27 protein-coding genes are annotated in these 24,986 nt (G+C 56.6%); 7 read left to right on the forward strand and 20 right to left on the reverse strand.

What is annotated here, in order from left to right; all coding sequences use genetic code 11:
• Nucleotides 1–513: 513 nt before the first annotated feature.
• The 10 genes from Q2B33_RS10590 to Q2B33_RS10635 all read right to left on the reverse strand — a co-directional run bounded on the left by Q2B33_RS10590 (nt 514) and on the right by Q2B33_RS10635 (nt 8,082).
• Nucleotides 514–1,044, reverse strand: coding sequence for a cysteine hydrolase family protein (locus Q2B33_RS10590; protein ID WP_296457119.1), 531 nt, complete (start codon nt 1,042–1,044; stop codon nt 514–516).
• A gap of 118 nt (nt 1,045–1,162) precedes the next feature.
• On the reverse strand, nt 1,163–1,519 hold the full coding sequence (rplT, locus tag Q2B33_RS10595) for a 50S ribosomal protein L20 (RefSeq protein WP_300565192.1): 357 nt from the start codon (nt 1,517–1,519) through the stop codon (nt 1,163–1,165).
• A gap of 37 nt (nt 1,520–1,556) precedes the next feature.
• Nucleotides 1,557–1,757 (reverse strand): 50S ribosomal protein L35, encoded by a 201-nt coding sequence (gene rpmI, locus Q2B33_RS10600; RefSeq protein ID WP_296457113.1) that lies wholly within the window; start codon nt 1,755–1,757, stop codon nt 1,557–1,559.
• An 89-nt stretch (nt 1,758–1,846) separates the two neighbouring features.
• On the reverse strand, nt 1,847–2,341 hold the full coding sequence (gene infC / locus Q2B33_RS10605) for a translation initiation factor IF-3 (RefSeq protein ID WP_296457352.1): 495 nt from the start codon (nt 2,339–2,341) through the stop codon (nt 1,847–1,849).
• Between the two features lie 288 nt (nt 2,342–2,629).
• Nucleotides 2,630–3,091, reverse strand: coding sequence for a DUF1540 domain-containing protein (locus Q2B33_RS10610; protein WP_300791603.1), 462 nt, complete (start codon nt 3,089–3,091; stop codon nt 2,630–2,632).
• Nucleotides 3,092–3,111: 20 nt separating this feature from the next.
• Nucleotides 3,112–5,079: a threonine--tRNA ligase gene (thrS, locus tag Q2B33_RS10615; RefSeq protein ID WP_300565195.1), complete on the reverse strand. Its 1,968-nt coding sequence runs from the start codon at nt 5,077–5,079 to the stop codon at nt 3,112–3,114.
• Nucleotides 5,076–5,429 carry a hypothetical protein gene (locus Q2B33_RS10620; protein WP_296472167.1) on the reverse strand — a complete coding sequence of 118 codons (354 nt, stop codon included), beginning with the start codon at nt 5,427–5,429 and terminating at the stop codon, nt 5,076–5,078. The genes thrS and Q2B33_RS10620 overlap by 4 nt, the downstream gene beginning before the upstream one ends.
• 434 nt (nt 5,430–5,863) lie before the next feature.
• Complete coding sequence (locus Q2B33_RS10625; protein WP_296457100.1) at nt 5,864–6,379, reverse strand: CarD family transcriptional regulator; 516 nt, start codon at nt 6,377–6,379, stop codon at nt 5,864–5,866.
• A gap of 178 nt (nt 6,380–6,557) precedes the next feature.
• Complete coding sequence (locus Q2B33_RS10630; RefSeq protein WP_300565282.1) at nt 6,558–7,202, reverse strand: peptidylprolyl isomerase; 645 nt, start codon at nt 7,200–7,202, stop codon at nt 6,558–6,560.
• Between the two features lie 169 nt (nt 7,203–7,371).
• The gene (locus tag Q2B33_RS10635; RefSeq protein WP_296457097.1) at nt 7,372–8,082 is read right to left on the reverse strand and encodes a DUF6033 family protein; all 711 of its coding nucleotides are present in this window, start codon (nt 8,080–8,082) and stop codon (nt 7,372–7,374) included.
• Nucleotides 8,083–8,361: 279 nt separating this feature from the next.
• Between Q2B33_RS10635 and Q2B33_RS10640 the strand changes: the two genes are divergently transcribed.
• Nucleotides 8,362–9,177 carry an RNA methyltransferase gene (locus Q2B33_RS10640; RefSeq protein ID WP_300565197.1) on the forward strand — a complete coding sequence of 272 codons (816 nt, stop codon included), beginning with the start codon at nt 8,362–8,364 and terminating at the stop codon, nt 9,175–9,177.
• A gap of 29 nt (nt 9,178–9,206) precedes the next feature.
• On the opposite strand, the gene Q2B33_RS10645 is transcribed toward Q2B33_RS10640, so the two are convergent.
• A complete protein-coding gene (locus Q2B33_RS10645; RefSeq protein WP_300565199.1) occupies nt 9,207–10,157 on the reverse strand; it encodes a hypothetical protein in 951 nt (316 codons plus the stop codon).
• A gap of 618 nt (nt 10,158–10,775) precedes the next feature.
• Between Q2B33_RS10645 and Q2B33_RS10650 the strand changes: the two genes are divergently transcribed.
• From Q2B33_RS10650 to Q2B33_RS10670, 5 genes are all read left to right on the forward strand, one after another.
• Nucleotides 10,776–10,952 carry a hypothetical protein gene (locus Q2B33_RS10650; protein ID WP_296465899.1) on the forward strand — a complete coding sequence of 59 codons (177 nt, stop codon included), beginning with the start codon at nt 10,776–10,778 and terminating at the stop codon, nt 10,950–10,952.
• 18 nt (nt 10,953–10,970) lie between these two features.
• Complete coding sequence (locus Q2B33_RS10655; protein ID WP_300565201.1) at nt 10,971–12,704, forward strand: transposase; 1,734 nt, start codon at nt 10,971–10,973, stop codon at nt 12,702–12,704.
• A 181-nt stretch (nt 12,705–12,885) separates the two neighbouring features.
• Entirely contained in the window at nt 12,886–13,152 is a 267-nt protein-coding gene (locus Q2B33_RS10660; protein ID WP_296457088.1) for a type II toxin-antitoxin system Phd/YefM family antitoxin, read from the forward strand.
• Nucleotides 13,145–13,408, forward strand: coding sequence for a Txe/YoeB family addiction module toxin (locus Q2B33_RS10665; RefSeq protein ID WP_296457085.1), 264 nt, complete (start codon nt 13,145–13,147; stop codon nt 13,406–13,408). Before Q2B33_RS10660 ends, Q2B33_RS10665 begins: the two co-directional genes overlap by 8 nt.
• 155 nt (nt 13,409–13,563) lie before the next feature.
• Entirely contained in the window at nt 13,564–14,709 is a 1,146-nt protein-coding gene (locus tag Q2B33_RS10670) for an aldo/keto reductase (RefSeq protein WP_300565204.1), read from the forward strand.
• A 127-nt stretch (nt 14,710–14,836) separates the two neighbouring features.
• On the opposite strand, the gene Q2B33_RS10675 is transcribed toward Q2B33_RS10670, so the two are convergent.
• The 6 genes from Q2B33_RS10675 to Q2B33_RS10700 form a co-directional block, all read right to left on the reverse strand.
• Nucleotides 14,837–15,193, reverse strand: coding sequence for an SdpI family protein (locus Q2B33_RS10675; protein WP_300565205.1), 357 nt, complete (start codon nt 15,191–15,193; stop codon nt 14,837–14,839).
• A gap of 174 nt (nt 15,194–15,367) precedes the next feature.
• Entirely contained in the window at nt 15,368–15,724 is a 357-nt protein-coding gene (locus tag Q2B33_RS10680; protein ID WP_300565208.1) for a DUF3784 domain-containing protein, read from the reverse strand.
• A 108-nt stretch (nt 15,725–15,832) separates the two neighbouring features.
• Nucleotides 15,833–16,492, reverse strand: coding sequence for a DUF3887 domain-containing protein (locus tag Q2B33_RS10685; protein WP_300565209.1), 660 nt, complete (start codon nt 16,490–16,492; stop codon nt 15,833–15,835).
• A 36-nt stretch (nt 16,493–16,528) separates the two neighbouring features.
• Entirely contained in the window at nt 16,529–16,861 is a 333-nt protein-coding gene (locus tag Q2B33_RS10690) for a hypothetical protein (RefSeq protein ID WP_300565211.1), read from the reverse strand.
• The gene (locus Q2B33_RS10695) at nt 16,858–17,259 is read right to left on the reverse strand and encodes a PadR family transcriptional regulator (protein ID WP_300565213.1); all 402 of its coding nucleotides are present in this window, start codon (nt 17,257–17,259) and stop codon (nt 16,858–16,860) included. The genes Q2B33_RS10690 and Q2B33_RS10695 overlap by 4 nt, the downstream gene beginning before the upstream one ends.
• Nucleotides 17,260–17,377: 118 nt before the next feature.
• Nucleotides 17,378–18,058 (reverse strand): hypothetical protein, encoded by a 681-nt coding sequence (locus Q2B33_RS10700; protein WP_300565214.1) that lies wholly within the window; start codon nt 18,056–18,058, stop codon nt 17,378–17,380.
• Between the two features lie 393 nt (nt 18,059–18,451).
• On the opposite strand from Q2B33_RS10700, the gene Q2B33_RS10705 reads away from it, so the two are divergent.
• A complete protein-coding gene (locus Q2B33_RS10705; RefSeq protein WP_300565216.1) occupies nt 18,452–19,750 on the forward strand; it encodes an OFA family MFS transporter in 1,299 nt (432 codons plus the stop codon).
• A gap of 158 nt (nt 19,751–19,908) precedes the next feature.
• On the opposite strand, the gene Q2B33_RS10710 is transcribed toward Q2B33_RS10705, so the two are convergent.
• From Q2B33_RS10710 to Q2B33_RS10720, 3 genes are all read right to left on the reverse strand, one after another.
• Complete coding sequence (locus Q2B33_RS10710) at nt 19,909–21,225, reverse strand: alpha-L-fucosidase (protein ID WP_330684627.1); 1,317 nt, start codon at nt 21,223–21,225, stop codon at nt 19,909–19,911.
• Nucleotides 21,226–21,452: 227 nt separating this feature from the next.
• Nucleotides 21,453–24,134: a transglutaminase-like domain-containing protein gene (locus Q2B33_RS10715; protein ID WP_300565220.1), complete on the reverse strand. Its 2,682-nt coding sequence runs from the start codon at nt 24,132–24,134 to the stop codon at nt 21,453–21,455.
• A 325-nt stretch (nt 24,135–24,459) separates the two neighbouring features.
• On the reverse strand, nt 24,460–24,986 hold a 527-nt coding region (locus tag Q2B33_RS10720; protein WP_300913992.1), incomplete at its 5' end, for a peptide chain release factor-like protein.

Here is a 24,986-nt window from a genome sequence, read left to right on the forward strand (position 1 = left end):
TCCATCTCGTACTTCACCCGCTCCATCATGTTCCACTCGAAGCTGATGTGGACATGGCCGTACAGATGGCACCAGCCGTAATAATGGCGGTTGAAGCAGGGGATGGGATAGTGGCTGAGCACTATGCCCTTCCCCTGGGGGAACGTCAGCTCCTTATAGTCCGCGATTTCCATGAAGAGGGACTGGAACTCCCGGTTCTTCAGCAGCCTCTTGTCGTGGTTCCCGACAATCAGATGCTTCTTCCCGTTCAGCGCCCCGAGGATCTCATTGGTTTTGGTGGCATTATGCCAGCTGATGTCCCCCAGGACGAACACCTCGTCCTCCGGGCCCACCGCATTGTTCCAGTTGTCCATCAGGGCCCTGTCGTGCTCCTCTATGGTCTTGAAGGGCCTGTTGTCAAAGGCCAGCGCGTTCTCATGCCCGAAATGGGTGTCCGCGATAAAGAAATATGCCACTGAAGCTCCCTCCTTCCGCTCTGCGGGGCGCATCCTGCGGCCCCACAATCCGGCCGTCCTATGCCCCCAGAATATCGATCTGGCACATCCGCATGGTCTCCAGCGCGGCCTCGTGGGTCTTCGGGGTCACACCGGCACAGCAGGCGGCATCCACGGAAATGCGCGCCTCCGGGAAATGGGCCTTCAGCAGCAGCGCGTTGGACACCACGCAGATGTCCGTGCACAGCCCCACCAACTGGATTTCCACCTCGCCGCCCGCAGCCGCCCTGCCGATCTCCTCCGCCAGCTTCGTGGAACCGAATGTCCCTTTTTCGATAGTGCGATAATTCTTCTCCGACAGGGCGTACATCACTTTCTCGTTCAGGAGCCACCCGTCGCTGTCCTTGATGCAATGGGGCACAGGGAGCTTCTTCCCCTCCGCCGTCTCCAGGTAATCTGGGCCATGGGTGTCCAGAGTGGCGAATATCCTGCCCTCAAAGCCCTCTATCTTCGACACCACATTGTCCACGATCCCCAGGGCTTCCTTTGTCCCCAGGCTTCCGTCCACGAAGTCCCTCTGCATGTCTACCACTACCAGAATCTTCTCCATATTACCTCCTGTCCCGTTTCCGCATTCCGGAATCCCTGCCGTCTATTCGCCCTCCCTGTCCGGAGAAGGCCTTTTACAAAAAACCCCGGGACAGACTCTGTTCCCGGGGTTTGCCTGGTCATGCCAGCTTGCTCTTGGCCAGCTCTGCCAGCGTCTTGAAGCCGTCGGCATCGTTCACTGCCATCTCTGCCAGCATCTTCCTGTTGATTTCCACTTCAGCCAGCTTCAGGCCGTACATGAACCTGCTGTAGGACAGGCCGTTGATCCTGGCCGCGGCGTTGATACGCGCGATCCAGAGCTGCCTGAACTGACGCTTCCTCTCTTTTCTGCCCCTGTATGCGGTGGCGAGGGCCCTCATGACGGACTGCTTCGCAATCCTGTACTGTTTGCTCCTCGCTCCCCTGTAGCCCTTTGCGAGCTTCAATACTCTTTTATGTTTTTTCTTGGCGTTCAAGCCACCTTTAATTCTTGCCATTCTTAATCTCCTCCTGATTCAAATTTATACTGCGTAACTATTTCAAGTAGGGCAGAATCTTCTTCATGTTCTTCTCGTTCGTCTTGTCCGTTATAGCGGGCTTACGCAGATTACGCTTGGTCTTGCGAGACTTCTTGGTCAAGATATGGCTCTTGTAAGCCTTGTTCCTTTTCAGCTTACCCGTTCCGGTCATTTTAAAACGCTTTGCAGCAGATCTGTTTGTCTTCATTTTGGGCATAGCAATTTCCTCCTAAATTTAAATAATCTATATATACTCGGCGATAGTTCCTTTACAGCAGACGCCGTTTATATATGAAGCCTTGCGCTCTAGCGCTTTTCCGTCAGGAACATGGTCATGCTCCTGCCTTCTACCTTGGGCGCTTTCTCAATCACCGCGATATCGGCCACGCTCTGGGCGAAATCGTCCAGGATGTGCTTGCTGGTGTTCATATGGGCCATCTCACGACCGCGGAACCGAAGCGTTATCTTCACCTTGTCGCCCTTGCTCAGGAACTTCCTGGCGGCGTTGACCTTGGTGTTCAGGTCGTTGGTGTCGATGTTGGGGGAGAGGCGGATTTCCTTGATTTCAATGGTCCTCTGCTTCTTCTTTGCCTCTTTTTCCTTTCTGACCATCTCATACTTGTACTTCCCGTAATCGACGATCTTGCACACCGGGGGCTTCGCGGTGGGGGCAATCTTTACCAAGTCCAGGCCCGCCTCCTCAGCCATCCTCATAGCCTCCCTCGTAGGCATGACGCCGAGCTGCGCGCCGTCTTCGCCAACCAGGCGGATCTCCTTGTCCCGAATCTGTTCGTTAATCATTAAATCGCTAATGGTCTTATACCTCCCCATAAGAAAAGTGGATAGCATGACTATCCACTTTCACTCATTCAGCCCAGGGCAGCCCACTGTCTGCCTGTGAAATCCATATCGTGAACGCTTACTGGCCCGATTGCCGTAAGGTGAGAGCGGATACTCTGCTTTGTCAATGTGTTCTTCACACATTTAGCAATTCTACCATAGATTCCATCTGCTGTCAATATCCGATTTTTCTTTTTTGCTTTTTTTGCTTTTTTACTTTTTGCTTCTTAAATCTTTTTTCTGCCGTTCCTACTTCTCGGTAAATGTGGCGCATTCCGTGCCCCTGCAGTCGCAGGCTCCGCAGCCCTTGATGTCCACATGGTCGGCATGGCATTTGTAGTTGGAATTGTACACACATTTCACCGCTTCGCAGTCTATGCTGATGGTCTTGCTGGGATGCACCACGGAGCTCTTAAAGGAATCCATGCCCTCCCGTCTCTGGGTGAAGCTCTCGCAGCAGGTTTCCTCACAGCAGCAGGCCTTCTGTCCGCCTACCATGATATCCCCTTTGCTGCACAGGTGCTGTTCATTGTAGCTGCAGTTTTCCACCGCGCATTTCAAATCCGCCATATTGGCCTCCTTCTGCGCTGCTGTCACTTTTCGCTCACGCGGATCCGCGGCAAGCAGCGCGGAGGCGGCGGATCCGGACAGGACATGCGCCGCGCCTGTGACGCCGGTGCCTGCACTCCTGTCAGGATTAGTATGCCTCATTCTGTCCTGTCTATTCCTCTTTACGCTTTGGCGTTCTCCTGAATTTCCTCTTTTCGAATCTCCTTGGTGCGGATTTCCTCGCAAATCTGGTCCAGGAACGCTGCTAACGGCTTCTGCCCCTCGTCCCCGGCGAAGCGGCTCCTGACGGATACCAGCCCTTCCTCTTCCTCCTGCTGGCCCACCACCAGCATGTAGGGCACCCTGTCCAGCCTGGCCTCGCGGATCTTGAAACCGATTTTTTCGGAGCGGTTGTCCACGGTGGCGTCGATGTCCTTTGCCTTCAGCTCCTTCAGCACCTTTGCGGCATAGGCCTCGTATTTCTCCGAGATTGGAAGCACCCGCACCTGCTCCGGGCACAGCCAGGTGGGGAACTTGCCCGCGTACTTCTCGATCAGCCAGGCCAGCGTCCGCTCATAGCAGCCGATGGAAGTCCTGTGGATGATATAGGGGCGCACCTTGTCGCCGTTCTCGTCGATATAGTACATGTCGAACTGCTCCGCCAGCAGGGCGTCCCACTGGATGGTGATCATGGTGTCCTCCTTGCCGTACACGTTCCTGGCGTTGATGTCCACCTTGGGCCCGTAGAAGGCGGCCTCCCCCACGTCCTCGGTGAAGGGGATCCCAAGCTCTCCCAGCACCTGGCGGATATGGCCTTCCGTCTCCTCCCAGACTTCCGGCTCGCCGATATATTTCTCCCGGTTCTCCGGATCCCATTTGGACAGATGATAGGTCACGTCCTCCTCCAGCCCCAAAGTCTGCAGGCAGTACTGGGCCAGGGCGATGCAGCCCTTGAACTCCTCCACCATCTGATCCGGCCTGACAATCAGGTGTCCCTCGGAGATGGTGAACTGCCGTACCCTGGTGAGGCCGTGCATCTCCCCGGAATCCTCGTTGCGGAACAGCGTGGAAGTCTCGCCGTAGCGGCAGGGCAGGTCGCGGTAGGACTTCTGGCTGTTCTTGAACACATAGTACTGGAAGGGGCAGGTCATGGGGCGCAGGGCGAAGACTTCCTTGTCTTTTTCCTCGTCCCCCAGCACGAACATGCCCTCCTTGTAGTGGTCCCAGTGGCCGGAAATCCTGTACAGGTCGCTCTTTGCCATCAGCGGGGTCTTGGTGCGCACATACCCCCACTCCTTGTCCTCCAGGTCTTCGATCCAGCGCTGGAGCTTCATGACCATCTTGGTCCCCTTGGGGGTCAGCAGGGGCAGGCCCTGGCCGATCACGTCCACGGTGGTGAACAGCTCCATCTCCCGGCCCAGCCTGTTGTGGTCCCGGCGCTTTGCGTCCTCCATGCGCTCCAGATGGGCCGCAAGCTCTTCTTTCTTATTATAAGCGGTGCCATAGATGCGCTGGAGCCTGGCCCTGTCGGAATCCCCTCTCCAGTAGGCCATGGAGGAGGAAATCAGCTTGAAGGCCTTCACGCCCTTTGTGCTCATCAGGTGGGGCCCGGCGCAGAGATCCACGAAATCCCCCTGCCTGTAGAATGAAATCTCCGCGTCCTCGGGCAGGTCCCGGATCAGCTCCACCTTGTAGGGCTCGCCCCTGTCCTCCATGAACCGCACCGCCTCGTCCCGGGGCAGGGTAAAGCGCTCCAGCTTCGCGCCCTGCTTGATGATCTTCTTCATCTGGGCCTCGATGGCATCCAGATCCTCCCTGGAAAAAGGCTCGTGGTCGAAATCGTAGTAAAACCCTGTATCGATGCTGGGGCCGATGGCCAGCTTCACCTGGGGGAAGAGATTCTTCACCGCCTCCGCCAGCACATGGGATGCCGTGTGGCGGATGGTGGAAAGGCCCTCCGCGTCATTCGCCGTGCAGATGCTCAGCTCGCAGTCCCCATCAACGACTGTCCGCAGATCTACCACCCTGCCGTCCACCTTGCCGCAGCAGGCCGCCCTTGCCAGCCCCTCGCTGATGTCCATGGCGATGTCATACACGCTGAGCGCGCTCTCATATTCTTTTACGGAACCGTCTTTTAATGTAATCTTCATCTCTGTCCCTTCTCCCTTCTCTTTTTTCCGGCACATCTGCAGCCGCAGCCTTTCTTATCTTTTTTGTTTTCTTTTTTGTATCCTTTTTTCTTACCTGTTTCGTTTCCCTGCTCCAGCTTCCCGGTACCGGCCTCACAGCCGCTGCCGTCCCCATTGCCGCAGCCGCTGCCGTTCCCGTTGCCACAGCCAATCATGACACCGTGGGTCATGGGCGCCATCCGCAGCCCCCGGACAATCCCGGCCAGCAGGCACAGGCCCGCGACCATCCAGAGGGTCGTCTTCGTCATGGTCACCTCTCCGTCGAAACAGATCTCCTTCAGTCTCCTGCATCTCTCCCTGCATTCTTCCATTTTCTGTCATCTCCTTTCCTCCCTGTGAACCGGAATCCGGCAGGGAAATGCTGACGAAAAAAAGCCCCCTGCAATATCACTATTGCAAGGGACGTTTTTATCCCATATCCACCACAGGATTCCATAAAACGCGGTTCCACCCTTGTTGCAGTCCGGGCCTCTCCCGGCTGCCGCCTTCCTTTGCCTGTAACGGGGGCCACCGTGCCCGATTAAGGGCCGCTCCGAGACGGTCTTCAAATGTTTCGCGCCTGGGCCGCTCACAGCCCCGGTCTCCCGGGCGGCCCTCTCTGGAGGCGTTTCACATCCTACTCTTCTCTTCAACGCTTTCCCAAAGGGATATTCCATCCCTTTTTCCTATCATAATACCTTCGCGGCGGAATGTAAAGAGTTTTTTTGAAAAATTCACGTATCTTGCACGTATCTCCGCCTACAGCCTACAGCGCCTTTGTGCCGTTGATGGCGGCCGTGATATAGCCGCTTACCTCCTCCCTGCTCAGGTCCAGGGCCACCGCCAGCTCCCCGTAGAGATTCTCCTCCGCCAGGTGGAAGTATTTGGCGTCCACCGCCGTGATCTTCCGGCCCGCCTGGATGCGCTTCTGCTTGCGCTGGTGTATGGTCTTGATGAGCTTGACCAGCTCCTGGCAGTCATTGGACTTCATGCAGTCCTTGTACATCTGCTCGGTCATTTTATCATTTGTGATGACCAATAGCGGAATTTCCGGAATCGTACCGATCAGCCGCTCTGCCTCCGTCCGCTCCAGGACCTTGCGCATGGTATGGTCCTTCTGGGAATCCACCGGCACATACACAGTGCTCCCCGCCGAGTAAAGAGGCTTCAGAATATAGTATTCCTTCTCCTTATCCGCGCCAGAAATATTGAGGACGGTGATATTTTCTACCTCACAGACGCCCTTGTTGCTGCATATCACATAATCTCCTATCTGAAACACCTGTACCCTCACTTTCCGCATGCTTGCTGACTATCAATATCTCCACTATATGTTATACCCATATTATAACAGATTAAACATATAAATGTCAGCACATTTTACAAAATCAGATCATTTTTGTGAAATGTGCGCATGAGGGAATTGTGGTATTTTGTATAGAATATTCACACATATTTTGTCAATCGATAACTTTTACACTCTCAATGACAGGCTGATACTGGCTCTCCACTGTGTTATTACTGTCAGGGATATAGGCTTCCTCCGTGATGGCGTCGCAGATGGCGTCCACCACCTCCATGCCCTCCGTCACATACCCGAAACAGGCGTACTCTCCGTCCAGGAAGACGCTGTCGGCGTGGACGATGAAGAACTGTGAGCTGGCGCTGTCCATCATCTGGGAACGCGCCATGGAGATAGCCCCCCTGGTGTGGGACAGGTTGTTCTCCACCCCGTTCTTGGAAAACTCGCCCTTGATCTGCTCCTCGGAGCCGCCTCTGCCATTGCCCAGGGGATCCCCGCCCTGTATCATAAAGCCCGAAATTATGCGGTGGAAGGTCAATCCGTCATAGAATCCCTCCCCCGCCAGCTTCAGGAAATTCTCCACCGTGATCGGCGCCGCATCCCCGTCCAGCTCCACGGAAATGGTGCCGTAATCCTTCACCACAATCTCCACATGATGCTTCCCGGAGGCGTCCACGGCCCCTTCGGTGCCGGCTTCCTCTTCCTCCTGCGTGCTCTCCTGGGCGGGGCTTGTCTCCTGCCCCGAGTCCGCGGAGGATTCCTGCTTTTCCTTGTCCCCGCAGGCCGCCAGCGATACTGCCATTACTGCTACCAGCAAAATGCCCAACAATCTCTTTTTCATTTTCTCTCCCTTTCTTTCCTTTCGTCCCGCAACAATAGTGCCATCACAGGAGCCCATGCAACTATGATGACACTACGAAGCTTTTTTTATGCAAAATAACCAATGGTTACCCGCTTTCTTTCCGAAAACTCTATACGGTGAAGTCAAAACGCTGGCCTGTGGTGCTCTGGCGCTCCTCTTTTACGGCGTTCCAGTCCACATTTGCGATTTTCTCCGCCAGCTCCTCTATCGTGGAGGCATATACGGTGGTGCGCTTGCCGGTGGCCTTTCCGTGGGCCAGATATTCCGCGGCCTCTGCCTTGCCGTTTTCCTTTGCGGCGTCTTTCTTATCCTCGCGCTGCTTTTCGATGCGCTCCCGTTGCTTCTCGCTGTTCTTCTCCAGCTCCGCGAAGAAGGAGACCTCTCCGTCATCGCCGAAAGATATGCCGATCCGGGTCACATCATCCGCCTTGTCGCCAAGCTTTGTCTTCATCTCGTCCAGCTTGGACACGGCGCCGTCCAGGATCTTCATATTCTTGTTCTTCACGTCCTCGTCCGCAGCCATCTTCTCCAGCTCTTCCGGCGTGAAGAGAGCGCTGTACTCTGCCGTGCCCCGGGACATCAGGGAAGCCGCCTCCTCGTCCGTCTCGAAATCGGCCACGATGAAGTCCATGTTGCTGTAGGTCTTCTTCAGCTCCTTCAGCAGGTTCTGGGCCGCCTTGCTCAGGGTGGGAGCCTTCTTGCCCTCCCCGGAGGCATTGGCCTTCTTCGCGCTGCCTGCCTTCGCTCTGTCCGCATCCTTTGCAGCCTGCGTCGTCTTCTCATAAAGGCTGCTCTGATAATAATTTCCTATTTTTTCCATTTTCTGCCCTCCATAGCTTTTTACGCATCATCCTTTGATGCCTGTCTGTCTCTCCTGCAGGCTGTACCCTTTTTATCAGGATACAATCTTTCTGGTTTTTATTTCGGCAAAATTGAGGAAAACTTTACCGTTAAACGAAATAGACTTCCCGTCTGTCAAAAGCGGACGCTTTTCCTTGACAAGGAATCCATGCTGCTATATACTGACAAAAATATCTGCCTGTCATGCACTCCACAGGCAAGCCAACGAGGAAAGAATGTAAGTCCGAAGGAGACAGCCATGCCAAATATCATTCCCATCACAGATTTTTCCGCGCCGGAACTGGATGTCTATGCGCGCCTGTCGGAGATACAGCTCTATCATTACCGGGAACCTGACTATGGGATATTTATCGCGGAAAGCCCCAAGGTCATTGAGCGCGCCCTGGATCAGGACTATGTCCCCGTCTCCATGCTGGTGGAGGAAAAGGACGTGGACGGACAGGCCAGCCAGATCATCGGCCGCTGTCAGGATATCCCTGTCTACACTGCCAGCCTGGATGTGCTGACGCAGCTCGTGGGTTTTCATCTGACCCGCGGCATTCTGTGCGCCATGCGCCGCCGTGAGCTCCCTGCTGTCAGTGAGGTCTGCGCCCATGCCCGCCGTATCGCCGTGCTGGAGAGGATCATGAACCCCACCAATGTGGGCGCCATCTTCCGCTCTGCCGCAGCGCTGGGGATGGATGCCGTGGTTTTGACACCCTCCTGTACCAATCCCCTGTACCGCCGCGCCATCCGGGTCAGCATGGGAACCGTCTTCCAGATTCCCTGGACGTTCCTTGGCCAGGAAGCGTCAGTGCCTGTTTTAAGGGCGCTGGGCTTTCAGACTGCCGCCATGGCGCTGAGCGGGCAGTCCGTAAGCATCGATGACCCCCGGCTTATGGCAGCGGACAAGCTGGCGGTCATCCTGGGTTCCGAGGGGGACGGCCTGGCGGCAGACACTATTTCGGACAGCGACTATACAGTGCGCATTCCCATGGCCCACGGGGTGGATTCCCTCAATGTGGCTGCGGCCAGCGCCGTTGCTTTCTGGCAGCTTGGACGTACCCATTCATAAAAGGTAAAAAATCGGTTCTGCGGGAGAAATCATTCCGTCTCCGCAATCTCTCTCCGCACCGTCTCTATTTCATCCTGTGAAAAGCTGGACACTATAAAGGCAATCTCTTCTGTAGGGTAATTCTTTCTGATCATTTTGATTACAGACTCCCTTGCCGCCTGCCTTTTCTCTGCTTCTGCTCTGGCGATCGCTTCCTGTTTCTCCTGTTCAATAATCCAGCCGACCTTGGTCATCTCTATCATCCTCCTTATCTTATTCGCGGTCTCCATGTCGATCAATTTGTCCGAGAAGGCCAATATCCCGGCCAGCGCAAAGACCTGCTGGCTTCTGTCCTGGATCTGTGCCGCCAGGCTTACGGACTCACGGATTTTTTCTTCCTTCTCTTCCTTCTTCCGGTAGGAAAGCGGCAGTATGATGAACCCCATCAGCTCCTCGTCGTCCAGCGGCTCGTTCCTCTCCACCTTCTCCTTCAGATGGCGGAAAAGCCCTCCTGAGTCCAGTTCCGAGAGGAATGCCGGCTCCAGCCTCATCCTGACCGCCCCGATATCGTACTCGTCAGATACCTGTCTCCTCTCTATATCGCCTGTGTAGATGACAATCATCCGGAGCATCGGGCAGACCTTTTTCTCCTGTTGGTATCGATCGGCTATCCCTGCCAGATAATTGAGGTATTTTACCTTATCCTCTTTCTTATAGTCGCTTTCATAGTCCACCAGCGCAACGGTGCCGTCCACAAGCTCGAACAGGTTGTCCAGGCGCAGCTCGTTCGCCCTGACAGACGGTATGTTGGTGGGCAGCACAGCCTTTACCTCCGGTATGTCCAATCCGTATACCCGGAAGGTCTTCCCCTTGAAATTTTCGGCCAGCAGCTTGCTGGTGATGTCCTTATTCTGATAGGCTATCCCTCCCTGGTTCATGTGGACAGCACCATTCGCGGCTGTGGCGGCGCTGCATTTCTTCCGATTTTTTGTTTTTTTCATTCCTGATGTACCTTCCTTTCCTGATGACACTGGCTGACACCGGCGGCTATCCAGGAAAGGCGGTCTCCCTTCCTGCATAGGCTGTGTTTTAAAGTTCCTGGGATTACAGGCTTGCGCCCGGCAAGAAGTTCGATTTGATAGACTCCATGTCCTGCACGGATTCTATTGGTATATGTTACAGAAAAGACCGCTTGGCCTTTAGACTACTGTAAGAACTGAATTCTTGGCTTGTTTTCAGGATAACATGATATGGGGCGGATTGCAAGAGAAATTTTATGCGGACTGGTAATGTGCAGACTGGTGATGATGTCATAGTTACTTTTCATGGGGTGGGGAAAGTATAATTGATAATTGTGCAAAACGCTGAAATTAAAAAAATAGTTATCCACTCCAAAGCGGCTGCTTTTGAGGAAATGTGGATATCCATCCACTCCTCTGGAACAGCTGCTTTTCTTTTTGCCAAATCCGGCTGGAATCACCTGGTATTTTCTGCTCCCGGCTCATTTAGTCGGCCATTTTCCCAAGGTTTGACCTGGTAATTCTTACCAAAACCAAAAGTTATCCACAATCGCTTTTTCCCCCGTTTTCTGTTATATTAGACGTACGGAGGGATATGGAATGAAACATGAGAGTCCAGAGACAAGGCTTATCCGTGAACAGAACCGGTACATCCGGATCCTGGAGGAACAGCTGGATGTGTGCAGGGAACAGCTCAAGGCCCAGGAGCAGCTGATTGAGGAGCAGAACCAGGCGCTGGCGCTGTTCGCAGAGGCATTGCGCGAAGAGAGGGAGTAAGGCAGGAGGAGCAGACGCATGAACGACAGGGAATACTTTCTGACAACTTCATTGTCCTATCAGCTGCAGGCCGCCCGCCGTGAGCTTGCGGGCTTCCGGTCAGGGGAGGCCTGGCAGAAGATGCGTGCGGATTACGAGGGGATCATCCGTGAGAAAGACCTTGCCATCAAGAAGCTGCAGAAAGAGCGGGACGAATTCTCTTTTTCCCGCAGGAAGATCACGAAGCAGTGGCTGGACGTGCTGGAAGATGTCCGGAAAGAGTATGAAAAAGAGACGGCGAGGCTGAAGAAAGTCATTGCGGAGCTCCTGGACATGGTCGCGAGCCTGAAGAACCGCAACAGCGAGCTGGATGAAAAAAGGAAGAAAGCGCTTTCCGATTATTATGATGTCGCGGTGAAGCTGGAGGAGGCGCAGGGACTGATCATGAAGCTCACGGCACAGGTGAACCATAACTATGAGAACTCGTCCCTGCCCTCATCCAAATGCATCGGCCGCAAGAAGATCGTGAACAACAGGGAAAAGACCGGAAAGAAGCCGGGCGGGCAGGCGGGGCATCCCCACCATCCGCGCAGGCCTATGGAGCCGGACCGGGTCGTGGAGATAGCGGCGGAAGAAAGGTTCAGGGACGGTTCAAGATATGTCCCCACCGGGAACATGGTCTCCAGGCAGGCGATAGGGATCTCCATCGTACCGGTGGTCACCGAATACCGTACCGCGGAATTCTACGACAAAAAGAAAGGGAGGAATGTGCATTCCGCATTCCCGTGCGGGGTGACAGACGACGTGAACTATGACGGATCCATGAAAGCGGTCCTCTTCCTCCTCAACAGCAGGTGCAACGTGTCCCTGGAGAAGACGGCACAGTTCGTCCGAGACGTGACGGATGGGGCGGTCTCTCCCTCGGTGGGGATGATAAACGGGCTGTGCCGGGAGTTCTCATCGAAGAGCAGGCAGGAACAGGACAGGCTGTTCGTGGCGCTCCTCGACGCGCCGGTGATGCATGTGGACGGCACAGCGGCAAGGGTCAACGGGAACAATAACAATGTAGTCGTGTGCAGCAACGGCGCGGCGACCATGTATTTCGCAAGAGAGAACAAAGGGCATGCCGGGATCAGGGACACGCCTGTGGAGGCTTTCGGCGGGATCCTGATCCATGACCACGAGGCGTGCTTCTACAGCTATGGCTCCGACCATCAGGAGTGCATGGTGCACATAGAACGCTATTTAAGGGACAGCATAGAGAATGAAAAGGGCCTCACCTGGAACGGACAGATGCTTGCGCTCATACAGGAGATGATACATGAGAACAAAACAGCCCCCACGGAGGGGATAGCACAGGAGAAAATCGCCGGGTTCGAGGCACGGTACGATTCCATCGTGCAGACGGCAGCAAAAGAATATGCAGATGCCCCTCCGACGGACTATTACAGGGATGGGTACAACCTGTACCTGCGGATGGTCGAATATAAGCATAACCACCTCCTGTTCCTATCCAATCCCCTTGTGGAGCCCGATAACAACCTCTGTGAGCGGAAAGCCCGGGTACTGAAAGGGAAGATAAACCAGGCAATCTCGCTGAGGAGCTTCCGGCATCTGGAATATTTCTGCGAATGCCTGAGCGTCATCGACCATTTGGCAACAGATGAGACGAATAACCTTTATCAATGCATAAAGGAAATCTTCAAAAGGCCAAAGCCGGGCAAGCCAAAACCAGAAAATAGGGAACTTTCTAATACGGCACTACCTGCGTGAAAAGCAGGAAGAGGGGCTCATGAGAGCCCCCTTTTATCATGTCTTATTTCCCCACCCCATGAAAAGTAACATGTCATAGGAAAAAAATAATGATATGAAAAATAAAGCGTTGACGTACAGAAAACTGTACAGTATAATATAAGTACAGAAAACTGTACTCATATTTTGGAGGTGTCATCTCATGTTGGCGGTAAATTATACAAATCTTCGCGATAATATGAAAATGTATATGGATAAGGTAACTGACGACTACGAAACCATGATAGTGACAAGGAAAGATAATAAAAATGTGGTCATAATCTCAGAAGAAACTTATAACAATCTTATGGAAAATATTTATGTTATGGGCAATAAAGAGAACTATGACTGGCTGATGAAAGGCAAATCACAATTGGAAAATGGCCAATGCGCTGCCCATGAGTTGATCGAGGTGGCTGAGCATGAATAAGGTATTTGCAGACACCGGCTGGCAGGATTATCTTTATTGGCAGACTGAAGACCGAAAAACTCTGAAAAAGATTAATCAGCTAATCCACGATATTGCCCGGAACGGCAATGAGGGCATAGGAAAACCAGAACCGTTAAGCGGAAATCTGTCCGGATATTGGAGCAGACGAATCAACGACAAAGACCGATTGATTTACAGAATAGATGAAAACAACATATACATTCTGGCTTGCAGGTATCATTATGGGGATAAATAAGCGGTCAGGCTTTACCTGCATCAAAAACTTTATTTCGCCAAAATCGAGGAAAACTTTACCGTTAAACGGAATAGACTTCCCATCCCGGATATGGTATACTTTTAGCACTTACACAAGACAGCGGGCAGCGAACCCGATGCAAGGAGGGACCGTACATGAATTATCGAAAATTAGGCAAGACAGGGCTCATGGTCAGTGAGATTGGCCTGGGCGGAGAATGGCTGGAGCGGCATGATGCCGAGGAGGTGAAGCAGGTCGTCCGGCGCTGCCAGGAGGCCGGCATCAATATCCTGGACTGCTGGATGTCCGAGCCCGGCGTGCGCACCAACATCGGCAGCGCCATCGCCGGAAGCCGGGAGAAATGGTATATCCAGGGCCACATCGGCTCCACCTGGCAGGACGGCCAGTATGTCCGCACCAGGGAGCTGCCCAAGGTAAAGGCCGCCTTCCAGGACCTCCTGGACAGGCTGCAGACAGACTACATAGACCTGGGCATGATCCATTTCGTGGACGAGCCTGCAGAGTTCCGTAAAATCATGGAGGGAGAGTTCATCGAATATGTCCGGGGGCTGAAGGAGGCGGGGGCCATCCGCCACATCGGCATGAGCACCCACAACCCGGCCGTGGCCGGGCTGGCGGCGGAAAGCGGCATCGTGGAGATGATTCTGTTCAGCGTCAACCCGGCCTTCGACATGCTGCCTCCCACGGAGAATATCGACGACTATTTCGCGGAGACCTACGACGAGGGCCTGGGCGGCATCGACCCTGAGAGGGCACGGGCCTATCGGCTCTGCGAGCAGAATGAAGTGGGCATCACGGTCATGAAGGGCTATGCCGGCGGAAGGCTGTTCTCCGCGGAGAGCTCCCCCTTCGGCGTGGCGCTGACCCCCGTGCAGTGCATCCACTACTGCCTGACCAGGCCCGCGGTGGCCAGCGTCATGGTGGGCTTCGACACCCCGGAGCATGTGGACGCCGCCGTGGCCTATGAGACCGCCGCCATGGAGGAAAAGGACTACGCAAGCGTCCTGGCAGGGGCTCCCCGCCACGGCTATTACGGCCAGTGCACCTACTGCGGCCACTGCGCGCCCTGCCCCGCGGGCATCGACATCGCCATGGTGAACAAGCTCTACGACCTGGCGCTGATGCAGGAGGAGCTTCCCGCCTCCCTGAAAGCGCATTACGACCAGCTCTCGGCAAACGCGGATGCCTGCATCGGCTGCAAGAGCTGTGAGAGCCGCTGTCCCTTCGGCGTGAAGATTGCGGAGCGGATGGCCAGGACCAAAGAGCATTTCAAGGGCTGACACCTCCTCTACAGCCATGGTGCCGCGTTCCCGGCAATACAAAGACAGCAAAGAATCCCTTCTGTCCCGCTATCCGGGCAGAGGGGATTCCTTCTCTGGACACATCTCAATACAGCTCCCTGTCATCTCAGAACCGCCGCTTCAGCGCCCGCTCTACGGGAAGGATGGACAATATCATGACAACGCATTCCACCATGCAGAGAATAACGCCCCACAGCCCCACTTTTCCATGGCTCTCCCCCATACAGGGCAGCATGGCCGGAACGGACAAAACCAGCATGGCCGCGCCCGTCCGCAGCCAGACCTTCCCGAAATACACCTGGGCAAAATCCCACGCCTCCTGGCTTCCCATGGATCTGGCAGTGCGGTATCCGTAGAACCCGTTGATTTTCTCGGGCGGCCAATGGAGAAATACCGCCCCGAAGACAATCATCAGAAGCGGCATTATTAAATTCACGCAGACCATAAATATCCAGAATCCCATACACTTACCTCCGTTTTAACGAAAATACCCTCTCGGAATCTCCAGACCGCATATCACGCGGCTTTCCGGAAATCCTTGGGAGCGATTCCTCCACTTTTCCAGGTGCCGTCCTGCCACAATGCCTGATTTTACCTTCTGAAATTCCGAGAGCCTGTCACAGATCCCCATTTCCTCTTACCTGTCAGGTTCCTTCTGCCCCTCCGGCAGCTTATACTTTTCGAAAGCCCTGTCAGTATCCAGATGCACGTCCCGAAAGAACAGCACCATCCAGATTCCATAGGCCGCCAGTGCCGCCCAGCCCGTAATCCACAGCGCCGCCCCGGCCCCGAGCAGCATAATCAGCCCCCACAGGAAGCAGGCATTCCTCTCGTCCTTGGCCATCCGCGCCCTGTCATATTTCGCCTTCTCCTCCTTGGACAGCCCGTGGAAGCCGCTGAGCCAGTTGGCCGCCCGCTCCCTGCCAACGGCAAAGAACAGGGCCAGCAGCCAGAAACAGGGCACCATCACGATACACGCATAAAATCCCACCATACTCAAGCCTCCCTGCCGGGTCCCTCCCGGATCCGCGCCCTCCGGATGCAAGCGGCTCCTGCGGCAGACGGCGCAGCCGGCCTCCATGCCTCCTGCCACTCTCCCGGCCTATCTCACATAGAATCCGTACAGTTCCATCTGCCGGTTGAAGCTCAGGGTGAATGTCACATTGACGTTCTCATAGGAGACGTTCACCTGCACCGCGGCGTAAGCCTTATTCCGTTCGCGGATCTCCACCATATATATCCTGCCCATGCTCTGCAGCTCCCCCCAGTCCTCGCCGATATAGCCCCGGATGACGGAAAAAGAGGTTCTCGCCAGGGCCTCCCGCAGCTCTTCGCTGGCATAGCCCTCCAGGGTCTCGTACTCCTCCGCGCTGAAAAGGGCAATCACCTCCTCCGCCCGGGACTGCACCTGCGCCGTGTCGAAGACTTTGCTGTCTTCTATATTCCTCTCCTTCGGCAGCATCCAGTAGACGGTTCCCGCTGCCACGGCCAGCACAGCCAGCAGGGCCCCCAGGATACAGACAATCCGCAAGCCCCACTTCCTGCGCCTTGCCCTCCCGCGCTCCTCCCGATCCAGGCTCTCATTGAATTCCCCGGCAAGGGCCCGGGGGGTCCCCATCTCTTCCAGAATCTGCCGCAGCTCTCTCCCCTCGCCCAGCGCAATCCCGATATCGGAATCCAGCTGCCTGAGAATCTCTCTCTTTTTCGCCGGGGCGCACTCCAGCGCTCTGCCCACCCGCTTTATATACCGCTGCTTCGTCATCTCAAATCAACCTCTCCCCGGATTCGCCGAATGTCCCTATTTCTTCTCGTATTTCTTCTGGATCGCCAGGATGTACACCGCCATGGCCCCTATGCTCTCCGCCACCACTCCCAATACGGAGATCACTATCAGGCCGGAGTTCTGGCCCGCCAGCATCGGAAGCCCCAGAACCGCGAAGACAATCCCGTACCCGATGAACAGCTTCCCCACCGCCCGGTTATAGGCCTTCACATCGCGCATGGGCAGCGGCTTCACATTGCAGAAGAAGCCCACCTCCTTCTTCGAAAAAAAGGCGCCGATGCCCACTGCCGTCAAAAGGCCTCCTCCGGCCAGCCAAATGATGAAACCCGTCATTAACTCTGTGCTCATACGCTTACCTCCTGATTTCCTCCGACGGCATTCCCCGCCGCGCTTCCGTCCTGCCTGTCCGGCCCATGTCCCAGAATCCCGTCCACCGTCCGGGAGAACACCTCCCACAGGCCCTTAAGCCCTGCCAGGGTGTCCAGCCCCTCCTGCGCCAGACGGTAATACTTCTTGGAGACCTCCTTGCCTTTGGGCTCGCTCCACCTGCTGACCACGAGCCCGTCATCCTCCATGCGGTACAAGATGGGGTACAGCGTGCCCTCCTTCAGGAGGAACATGCCGCCGCTTTTCTCCTTCAGCTCGCTGATGAGCTGGTAGCCGTACTTCTCCCCCTCCGAAAGGAGCCGAAGCACCAGCATCTCCAGGACGCCCTTCTTCATCTGTTGTTCATACTTCTGCTTCAAGCCGCCACCGTCCTTGCATGGGAATCACTTTCTCCATTCGCTCTCCAAGTATTTAGTATTACTAAATACATAGTAGCCCCACGGCCGTTTTTTGTCAATAGGATCCGGCAAAAAATTTTTAAAACGCTTGGAAAGGTTTTCCCGCGATTCTGATCCGCTCTCCCGTCTTTAAAAAGAACAGCTCCCCCTGGTACAGCCCGGCGGGGATCAGCAGCGCAAGGATCTCCCGCATGTGGGAATCCAGCCTGTGATAGACCCTGCGCCTCTCCCAGGGCAGCCCCTCCACATACGCCCGCTCCCCACCCAGGGCCTCCAGGATCCTCTCATAGAGGGCCGGCTCCTTCGCGGCGGTCCTGCCGAAGTCGCAGGAGGCATAGGAGGACTCTGCTCCGTTCTCCGCCAGCTTCTCCTCCAGAAGCGGCGGAAGGCCTCCGGCCCAGGCCGCCGCGCCCGCGCCCAAAAACCCCTCCCTCCAGCTCACCGCCCCGGGCTCCTCCCGGTTCTCCGGCACCCGGCGGAAGGTGGGCTTGCCGTTCCTGTCATATTCCTTCACATAGGAAAACCGCTCCCTGGGCCTGCCGCTGCCGGGCTCCTCACGCAGTATTACTTCGTTGTCTTCCAGATGCTCCCAGACCATCCGGCGCACCTTTTCACAGGGCGCGGGGTACTCCAGCCGCTCCATGATCTGCGCCACCGTATATCCTCTGTCGGCCAGATGGCGGACAGCGTTGCCATAGGCTGTCTCCTGGACGAAATCCGCCAAAGCCTCCCGAAAGTACCGATTCTCTCCCACTGCCATCCCTTTCCTTCCCCTGCCGCATTCCAATGGCGCTTCTGCCGCGGAACGCGCCGCTTCCTTCTGAGTTTCTGCCTATGTCCTGCCAGCGCTTTTGTCCGAGCTTCTGCTTCTGCCCGGTCCTCTGTCCCGGCCTTTATCTGATTATGTCACAAAGCCGCGGAACATGCAATGCCTTCCTCCCGGCCTTCTATCTCTTCCAGCTTTTCCGCCATTCCTTCCGCGTCCATTCCATCCCGTTCCGTCACATTCCTTCAGCATTCCGCCACATTCCAGCGCGCTTTTTGCGCAAGAATGGTCTTGCATTTTAGCGAAATTGCGAGTAAAATAATAGGCGGCTGCACATCACATATAATGATTGCGGAGTAAAATACATAAAAGGAAACGAGGTAAATCATGAAAAGCAAACAGAACAAATGGGTCAATGCCGCCATCCCGGCATTGCTCCTCCACTGCAGCATCGGTACAGTCTACTGCTGGTCCATCTTCAGCCAGGAAATCGCGGACTACATCGGCTTCTCCAAGGGCGCCACAGAGTGGGCATTCAGCTTCGCCATCTTCTTCCTTGGCATGTCGGCGGCCTTCCTGGGCAACATCGTGGAGAAGGACATCCATAAGTCCTCCCTCATCGCCTCCATCTGCTTCGCCTGCGGCATGGCGGGAACCGGCTTCTTCATCTATTACGGCGGCACCCATCAGCACAGCCCCCTGGCGCTGATTGGCATCTATATCTGCTACGGCTTCATCATGGGCGTCGGACTGGGCACGGGATATCTCTCCCCGGTGAAGACCCTGATGCTCTGGTTCGAGGACAGGAAGGGCCTGGCCACCGGACTGGCCGTGGCAGGCTTCGGCGCGGCAAAGGCCATCGCCAGCCCCATCATGCAGGCCATGCTGGACAATCTGGGCGAGGGCGGCATCTACAAGATGTTCCTGATTTTGTCGGTGGTGTACTTCATCATGATGTTCGCGGGGCATCTGCTGCTGCACAAGCCCGCCACATGGCATGAGCCCAAAAAGGCCGAAAAGGGCAAGGGCATGATGGATGTCATCAAGTCCAGGCCCATCACCAACTATATCGGCATCTGGCTGATGTTCTACATCAACATCACCTGCGGACTGGCCCTGATCTCCCAGGAAAAGATGATCGTGAAATGTATCGGCCTGGCCGGCGCCGCCGGCGTCATCGCCACCGTGTCCGCCGTCTTCAACGCGGGCGGGCGCCTGGGCTTCTCCGCATGGGCGGATAAGATGAAGGACAGGAACACGATTTACAAGCTGATCTTCATCCTCTCCATCGCCTTCACGGCCATCGTCATGGTCACAGGCGGCATCAAGAACGGCGAAGGCAATACAGTGCTTGTGATTCTGGTACTGGGGCTCATCTTCGTGGTCAACGCAGGCTACGGCGGCGGCTTCTCCAATGTACCCACACTGCTGTCCGACCATTACGGCATGGGCAACATCAGCGCCATCCACGGACTGACCCTCTCCGCATGGGCCATCGCAGGCCTCACCGGCAACCAGATGGCCAACTGGATCGTAGACCACACGGGAGAGTTCATGGACGTCCATGGCATCAGCGTCAACCCCACGGGATATCAGAACGTGCTGTATGTCACCATCGTACTGTACATCGTGGCGCTGCTGATCAGCCTCTTCCTGGTACGGGCTCCCAAGGACGGGAAGAAGTGATTCCGGCATATTGAGGGAATCTGTCCTGATACAGAAGTAGAGAATGGGACTGCCGCTTTCGGGCGACAGTCCCACTTTTTATGCGAAGTATTTCTTATGCGATGTATTTCTTGCGCAACGGTTTTCCGGGAGGGCTCATCCGGATTACACCTCCGCCTTCATTCCTCTTTCAGGTAAATCTCCACCACCGTATCCAGCTCGTCCGGCAGGGGATAGCAGTCCGAGGCGTGGGGATTGAAGAAGAAAAAGGCGTTCTGGCTGAATTCTTTCAGGTTCCAGTAGTTGGCCTGCTTAATCTCGGAATTGTCCGACAGCAGCCGCATTTTCTCGATTTTTCCCGCCATGTCCTCCAGGCAGATGGCCCCCGCCTGCTCTTCCATCACATGGGCGTAGAGCACATTCCCCCTGCGGGTGAAGCGCCCCCACTCCGGCTTCGGGAGCTCCGCATAGCCGCAGCCGTAGATGCTCTTTCCGTTCTTCTTCATCCAGGCGCCGACCTCCCGCAGGATGGCCACCGACTCTTCGGGAATCTCCCCCTTGGCGTTGGGGCCTACGTTCAGCAGCAGGTTCCCGCCCTTGCTGACGCATTCCACCAGCATATGGATGACCATCTTCGCGGATTTGTAATGATGGTCATGGGCGGCATAGCCCCAGTTGTTGTTCAGGGTGATGCAGGATTCCCAGGGGATGGGATTGCCCGCTTCGTCCCGGATGCCCGCCGGGGGAATCATCTGCTCCGGCGAGGCGAAGTCCCCGGAGTAGGGGGTAGGGTCCAAGGTGCGGATGGAGCCCGCATTCTCCCCGCTTCCCTCCAGGCGGTTGTCGATGATCACGTCAGGCTGTATGGAGCGCACCATCTCAATCAACTCCTTGGCCTTCCAGGTGTCGCATTTCATGTTCCCGTAGGAGAAATCGAACCACATCACGTCCAGCTTCCCATAATCCGTCAGAAGCTCCTTTATCTGGCCGAACATGTACTCCAGGTAATTGTCGAAATTTCGGTTCTCGTTGGAATATTCCGGGCGGTTCCGCATGGGATGGTGCATGTCCCCGTAATGGGGGAAATCCGGATGCCGCCAGTCGATCACGGAGTAATACAGGCCCACCCGGATCCCCTCCGCCCGGAAAGCCTCCAGGAATTCCCGCACCAGGTCCCGCCCGCAGGGGGCATTGGTGGACTTGAAGTCCGTCAGCTTTGAATCGAACAGGCAGAAGCCGTCATGGTGCTTGGCCGTCAGCACCGCGTACTTCATGCCGGCCTCCTTCGCCATCCTGGCCCATTCCTTAGGATTGTAGTTCTCCGTGGTGAACTCGTCCTTGAAGGGCTCGTACTCCTCCCTGGTGAGCTGCTCGGTGCTGCGCAGCCATTCCCCTCTGGCCGGGATGGCGTACAGCCCCCAGTGGATGAACATGCCGAACCGGGCCTCCCTGTACCACTCCGTCCTCCTGGTCCTCTCTTCCACAACCTTGTTCATTGTTGCGCCCATCCGCGCGTTGCGACGCGCCCGCACGGCAGAAAGCATCCGCCGTGCTAAATCAACAGGTCGGATACGCTTTTTTATCCAACCTTCCCATCATGCCGCCCGGGGCGGCACATATGGCAGACATCTTCAGTTGTCCCCAAAGCTCCTTCTCACAGTTTCCGGCATGCCGCTCAGCCATCGCAAAACGGCATCGGCATTTGGCAGCCGGCCGGAAGGCTTCAGGTTTTGCTCATCCGGACCAGCTTCAGTATCATGTCCCCCGTGCCCACATTGTACCCGGCCACGCTGTAGATGCCCCGCATGTCCCTGTCAATCAGCACCGCCAGGGGAAGCTTTCCGGGCTCCAGGTACAGCCTGCGGGCCAGCGCCTCCATATCGGCCCCGAACTCGTCGAACATCAATGTGATTCCGGGCAGAGCCTCCAGCACGCGGCCGCACGCCGGATTCTTCCGAATCTCCGGGCGCATCGCCACAAAGAACAGCCTGCCCTGCAGTTCGGCATAGGCCTCCCTGCGCTCATATATCTCATTCAGGATATGCTCCGTAGGCTCCTCGTCCTCTCCCAGCCAGATGAACAGGCCGCTGTCTTCCTTCACCAGCGCCGAAAGCAGGCATGCCTCCCCGTCCTCCCTCTTTATGGCAAAGTCCGGGATGGCGTGGTCTGTGAGCATATCGGCAGGCTCAGCCTCCGCCAGCTCCAGGCGGATTTCCCTCTGCTGCCCTTCCTCCAGCTGGAAATACAGCTCTTTTGCCAGTATATTGCCATTGGGAAGACGGTTCGCCGTCAATGCCCTGTATCTCCCCGGGAAAGCGGGAATGGGTCCCGCAAGCTTGTCCTGCTCCCACAGCCACAGAGGCCTGTAAGCGCCGTCGTCAAAACGGGCCAGAGACCAGTTGCCGAAATAGTTCCACTCCACGCCCTCCTGGCCATGGATCAGGATACTGCATGTCCTCTCATGCCGCTCCAGCGGAACGAATACGCCCATATCTTCGGACATGGCTTCCCTCTCGTCCGAATCTGCAGCCGCGTCTTTCGCGCTCCGGGCCTCCCCCGAAGGCATCCACACCTCCGGCACTCCCTCCACCGGATCCAGCCGGGCGGGTATGCCCAAAGTCCTGAGAATCTGTACGCAGACCACCTCCTGGGTCAGCCTGCTCCCCCGGCCGCTCTCCAGAGCGCCCCGGGCGGATGCGATCAGGTTCCCGTACTCCTCCTTTTTATCTGACACAATCTTTTCCTGCACAAGCTTCCATGCCGCCACCGGATCCCTGCGTATCTCCTCCGACAGGTCTCTGCCCTGGCGGGCGCTCTCCTGCTCCAGCCAGCCCAAAATGAAGCGCCGGAAGGGGCGAATCATCTCGTTCCCCACTCTGGGGCACAGGATATAGGGCACCAGAAGCCCGTCCCCGTACACGCTTTCCCAGTCTGCCGCCTCCAGGCAGCACTCCTCCAGCGCCTCCGCCGTGATGTCCCTGAGGTCCTTCTCCCGCAGGCTCTCCAGCACGACAGTCTTCCAGCGCTCCGGATAGGCTCCGTCCGCGGGCTTTGCCAGGAATGCCCCGATCTCCTTCTGGTTCCTGCAGGCCTTTTTCATGATGGCGGCGCATCTGTCCCTGGCATCCGCCTCCAGTCCTGCCGTAGCTTCCTCCGCCAGGGCCTGGTCGTAAAAGCGGCTCTCCTTCTCCCTGCGCAGGCGGTTCATCTCCTCCAGACGCTTCCGGCCCCTGGCCTTCTCCTCGTCGGTGGGCATGACGGAATTCCGCGCAGAATCCTTCGGCGCGGTAAAAGTCAGCTCCGCCCACCTGTCATTCTGCTGTCCCGCGGCGTCCAGGACAATCTCACAGCAGCTCCCCTGTCTGGTATCCGCCAGGGCCTCCCCGTAAGCGCCGTCCTTTGACGCTGTGACATGCAGGCTGCCCAGTCCGGTGCGGAGCACGCACTTCCCCTGCCCGTCGGTATGGACGGCCGCAATCTCCCCGTAGCATGCCATATTCATGACTTCAAAGCGCACCAGCGCCCCCGGCTGGGGATTCCCCGCTCTGTCATATACGGCCACCTCCTGCTCTGTGGTCAGGGCATAGCGCCCGATCTGGTTCAGGGCCTGGCACATGTCGTTGCCGGGCAGCACCTGGGGGGCGTCCACACCCTCCGTGCCCTCCTCCACCGGAAGGAGCCAGCGGGAGTGCACCAGCATGGCCCTGGAGGACGCACCGGCGAACCACCCTCTGTTCAGGAGCTCCTCCGGCTCGCATGCGCCGAAGAAGACCCACTCCCCGTCGCACCATGCCTCCACCCAGGCGTGGTTGTCGTCGCAGTGGGACCACAGGGGCACGTACACCTGCCTGGCGGGGATTCCCAGGCTGCGCAGCACCGACACGGTAAAGGTGGACTCCTCCCCACAGCGGCCATAGGCGCAGTCGTATACGCTCATGGGGCTGGCCGTCCGGTCATCCGTCGACCTGTAGGTGGCCTGGGAGGCGCACCAGTAGTTGGCTTCCCGCACGGCCTGGCGCATGTCCATCCCGGCGATCCTGTCCTTTAACTGCTCATAGAAAAATGCACGGTGCTCCGTCAAATCTTCATTGTTCACCCGATGATGCAGCACATACCCGGCGAAGAGCCTCTCCGGAACCCGGCCCGCAAAAGGCCCCTTCTCCCAGAGAAAAGCCCCGTGCCTGGCGAAAGCTTCGAATAGCTCCGCAGGATAGTCCACGGCATCGCTCACCGGCATGGAGGCATACAGGCATTTCAGGGCCTGGGCCTCCCCGGGGCTCAGAATCTCCCCCACCATGCGCTCCACCTGCGCCGCTCTGGCCCCGCAGGCCCCGCTTGTCCCCATGCGCTTCAGCTGCTCCCTGAAGGGCGCTTCGATTTTTTCCATCATTTCCTTCGTAAACATGATCGGCAATCTCCTGTCTCATCTATGTTGGATTTTCGGCCTGGTTCTCTCCCGTCTCCACCGGCCTCTCCGCCTCGGTCCCTCGACCAGGCGGCTTTTAGTTTTCTCCCATCTTTACCAGCTTGGCCACTTCGGTCCCGCGACCAAACGGCTTCTAGTTTTATCCCATCTTCACTAACTTAGCCGCTTCGGTCCCGCGACCAAACGGCTTTTAGTTTTCTCCCATCTTTACCAGCTTGGCCGCTTCGGTCGCACGACCAAACGGCTTCTAGTTTTATCCCATCTTCACTAGCTTGGCCGCTTCGGTCGCACGACCAAGCGGCTTCTAGTTTTCTCCCATCTTCACTAACTTAGCCGCTTGGTCGGCGGCGATGCAGGCGTCCAGGATTTCCTGGATGTCCCCGTTCATGACCTTATCCAGCTTGTAGATGGTCAGGCCGATGCGGTGGTCGGTGACCCGGCCCTGGGGGAAATTGTAGGTGCGAATCTTCTCGGAGCGGTCCCCCGTCCCTATCTGGCTGCGGCGCAGCTCCGCCTCCGCGTCGTGGCGCTGCTGCTGCTCCATGTCGTAGAGCTTCGCCTTCAGCAGGGCGAAGGCCTTGGCCTTGTTCTGGAGCTGGGACTTCTCCGTCTGGCTGTACACCACGATGCCCGTGGGATAGTGGGTCAGGCGCACCGCGGAATCCGTGGTGTTGACGCACTGGCCGCCGTTTCCCGAAGCCCGCATGACATCGATCCGGATGTCCTTCTCCTCGATGACGATATCGATGTCTTCATCCACCTCCGGCATCACCGCCACGCTGATGGTGGAGGTGTGTATCCGCCCGCCGCTCTCCGTCTCGGGCACCCGCT

The sequence above is a fragment of the uncultured Acetatifactor sp. genome, assembly GCF_948601915.1.
GTDB lineage: Bacteria > Bacillota > Clostridia > Lachnospirales > Lachnospiraceae > Acetatifactor.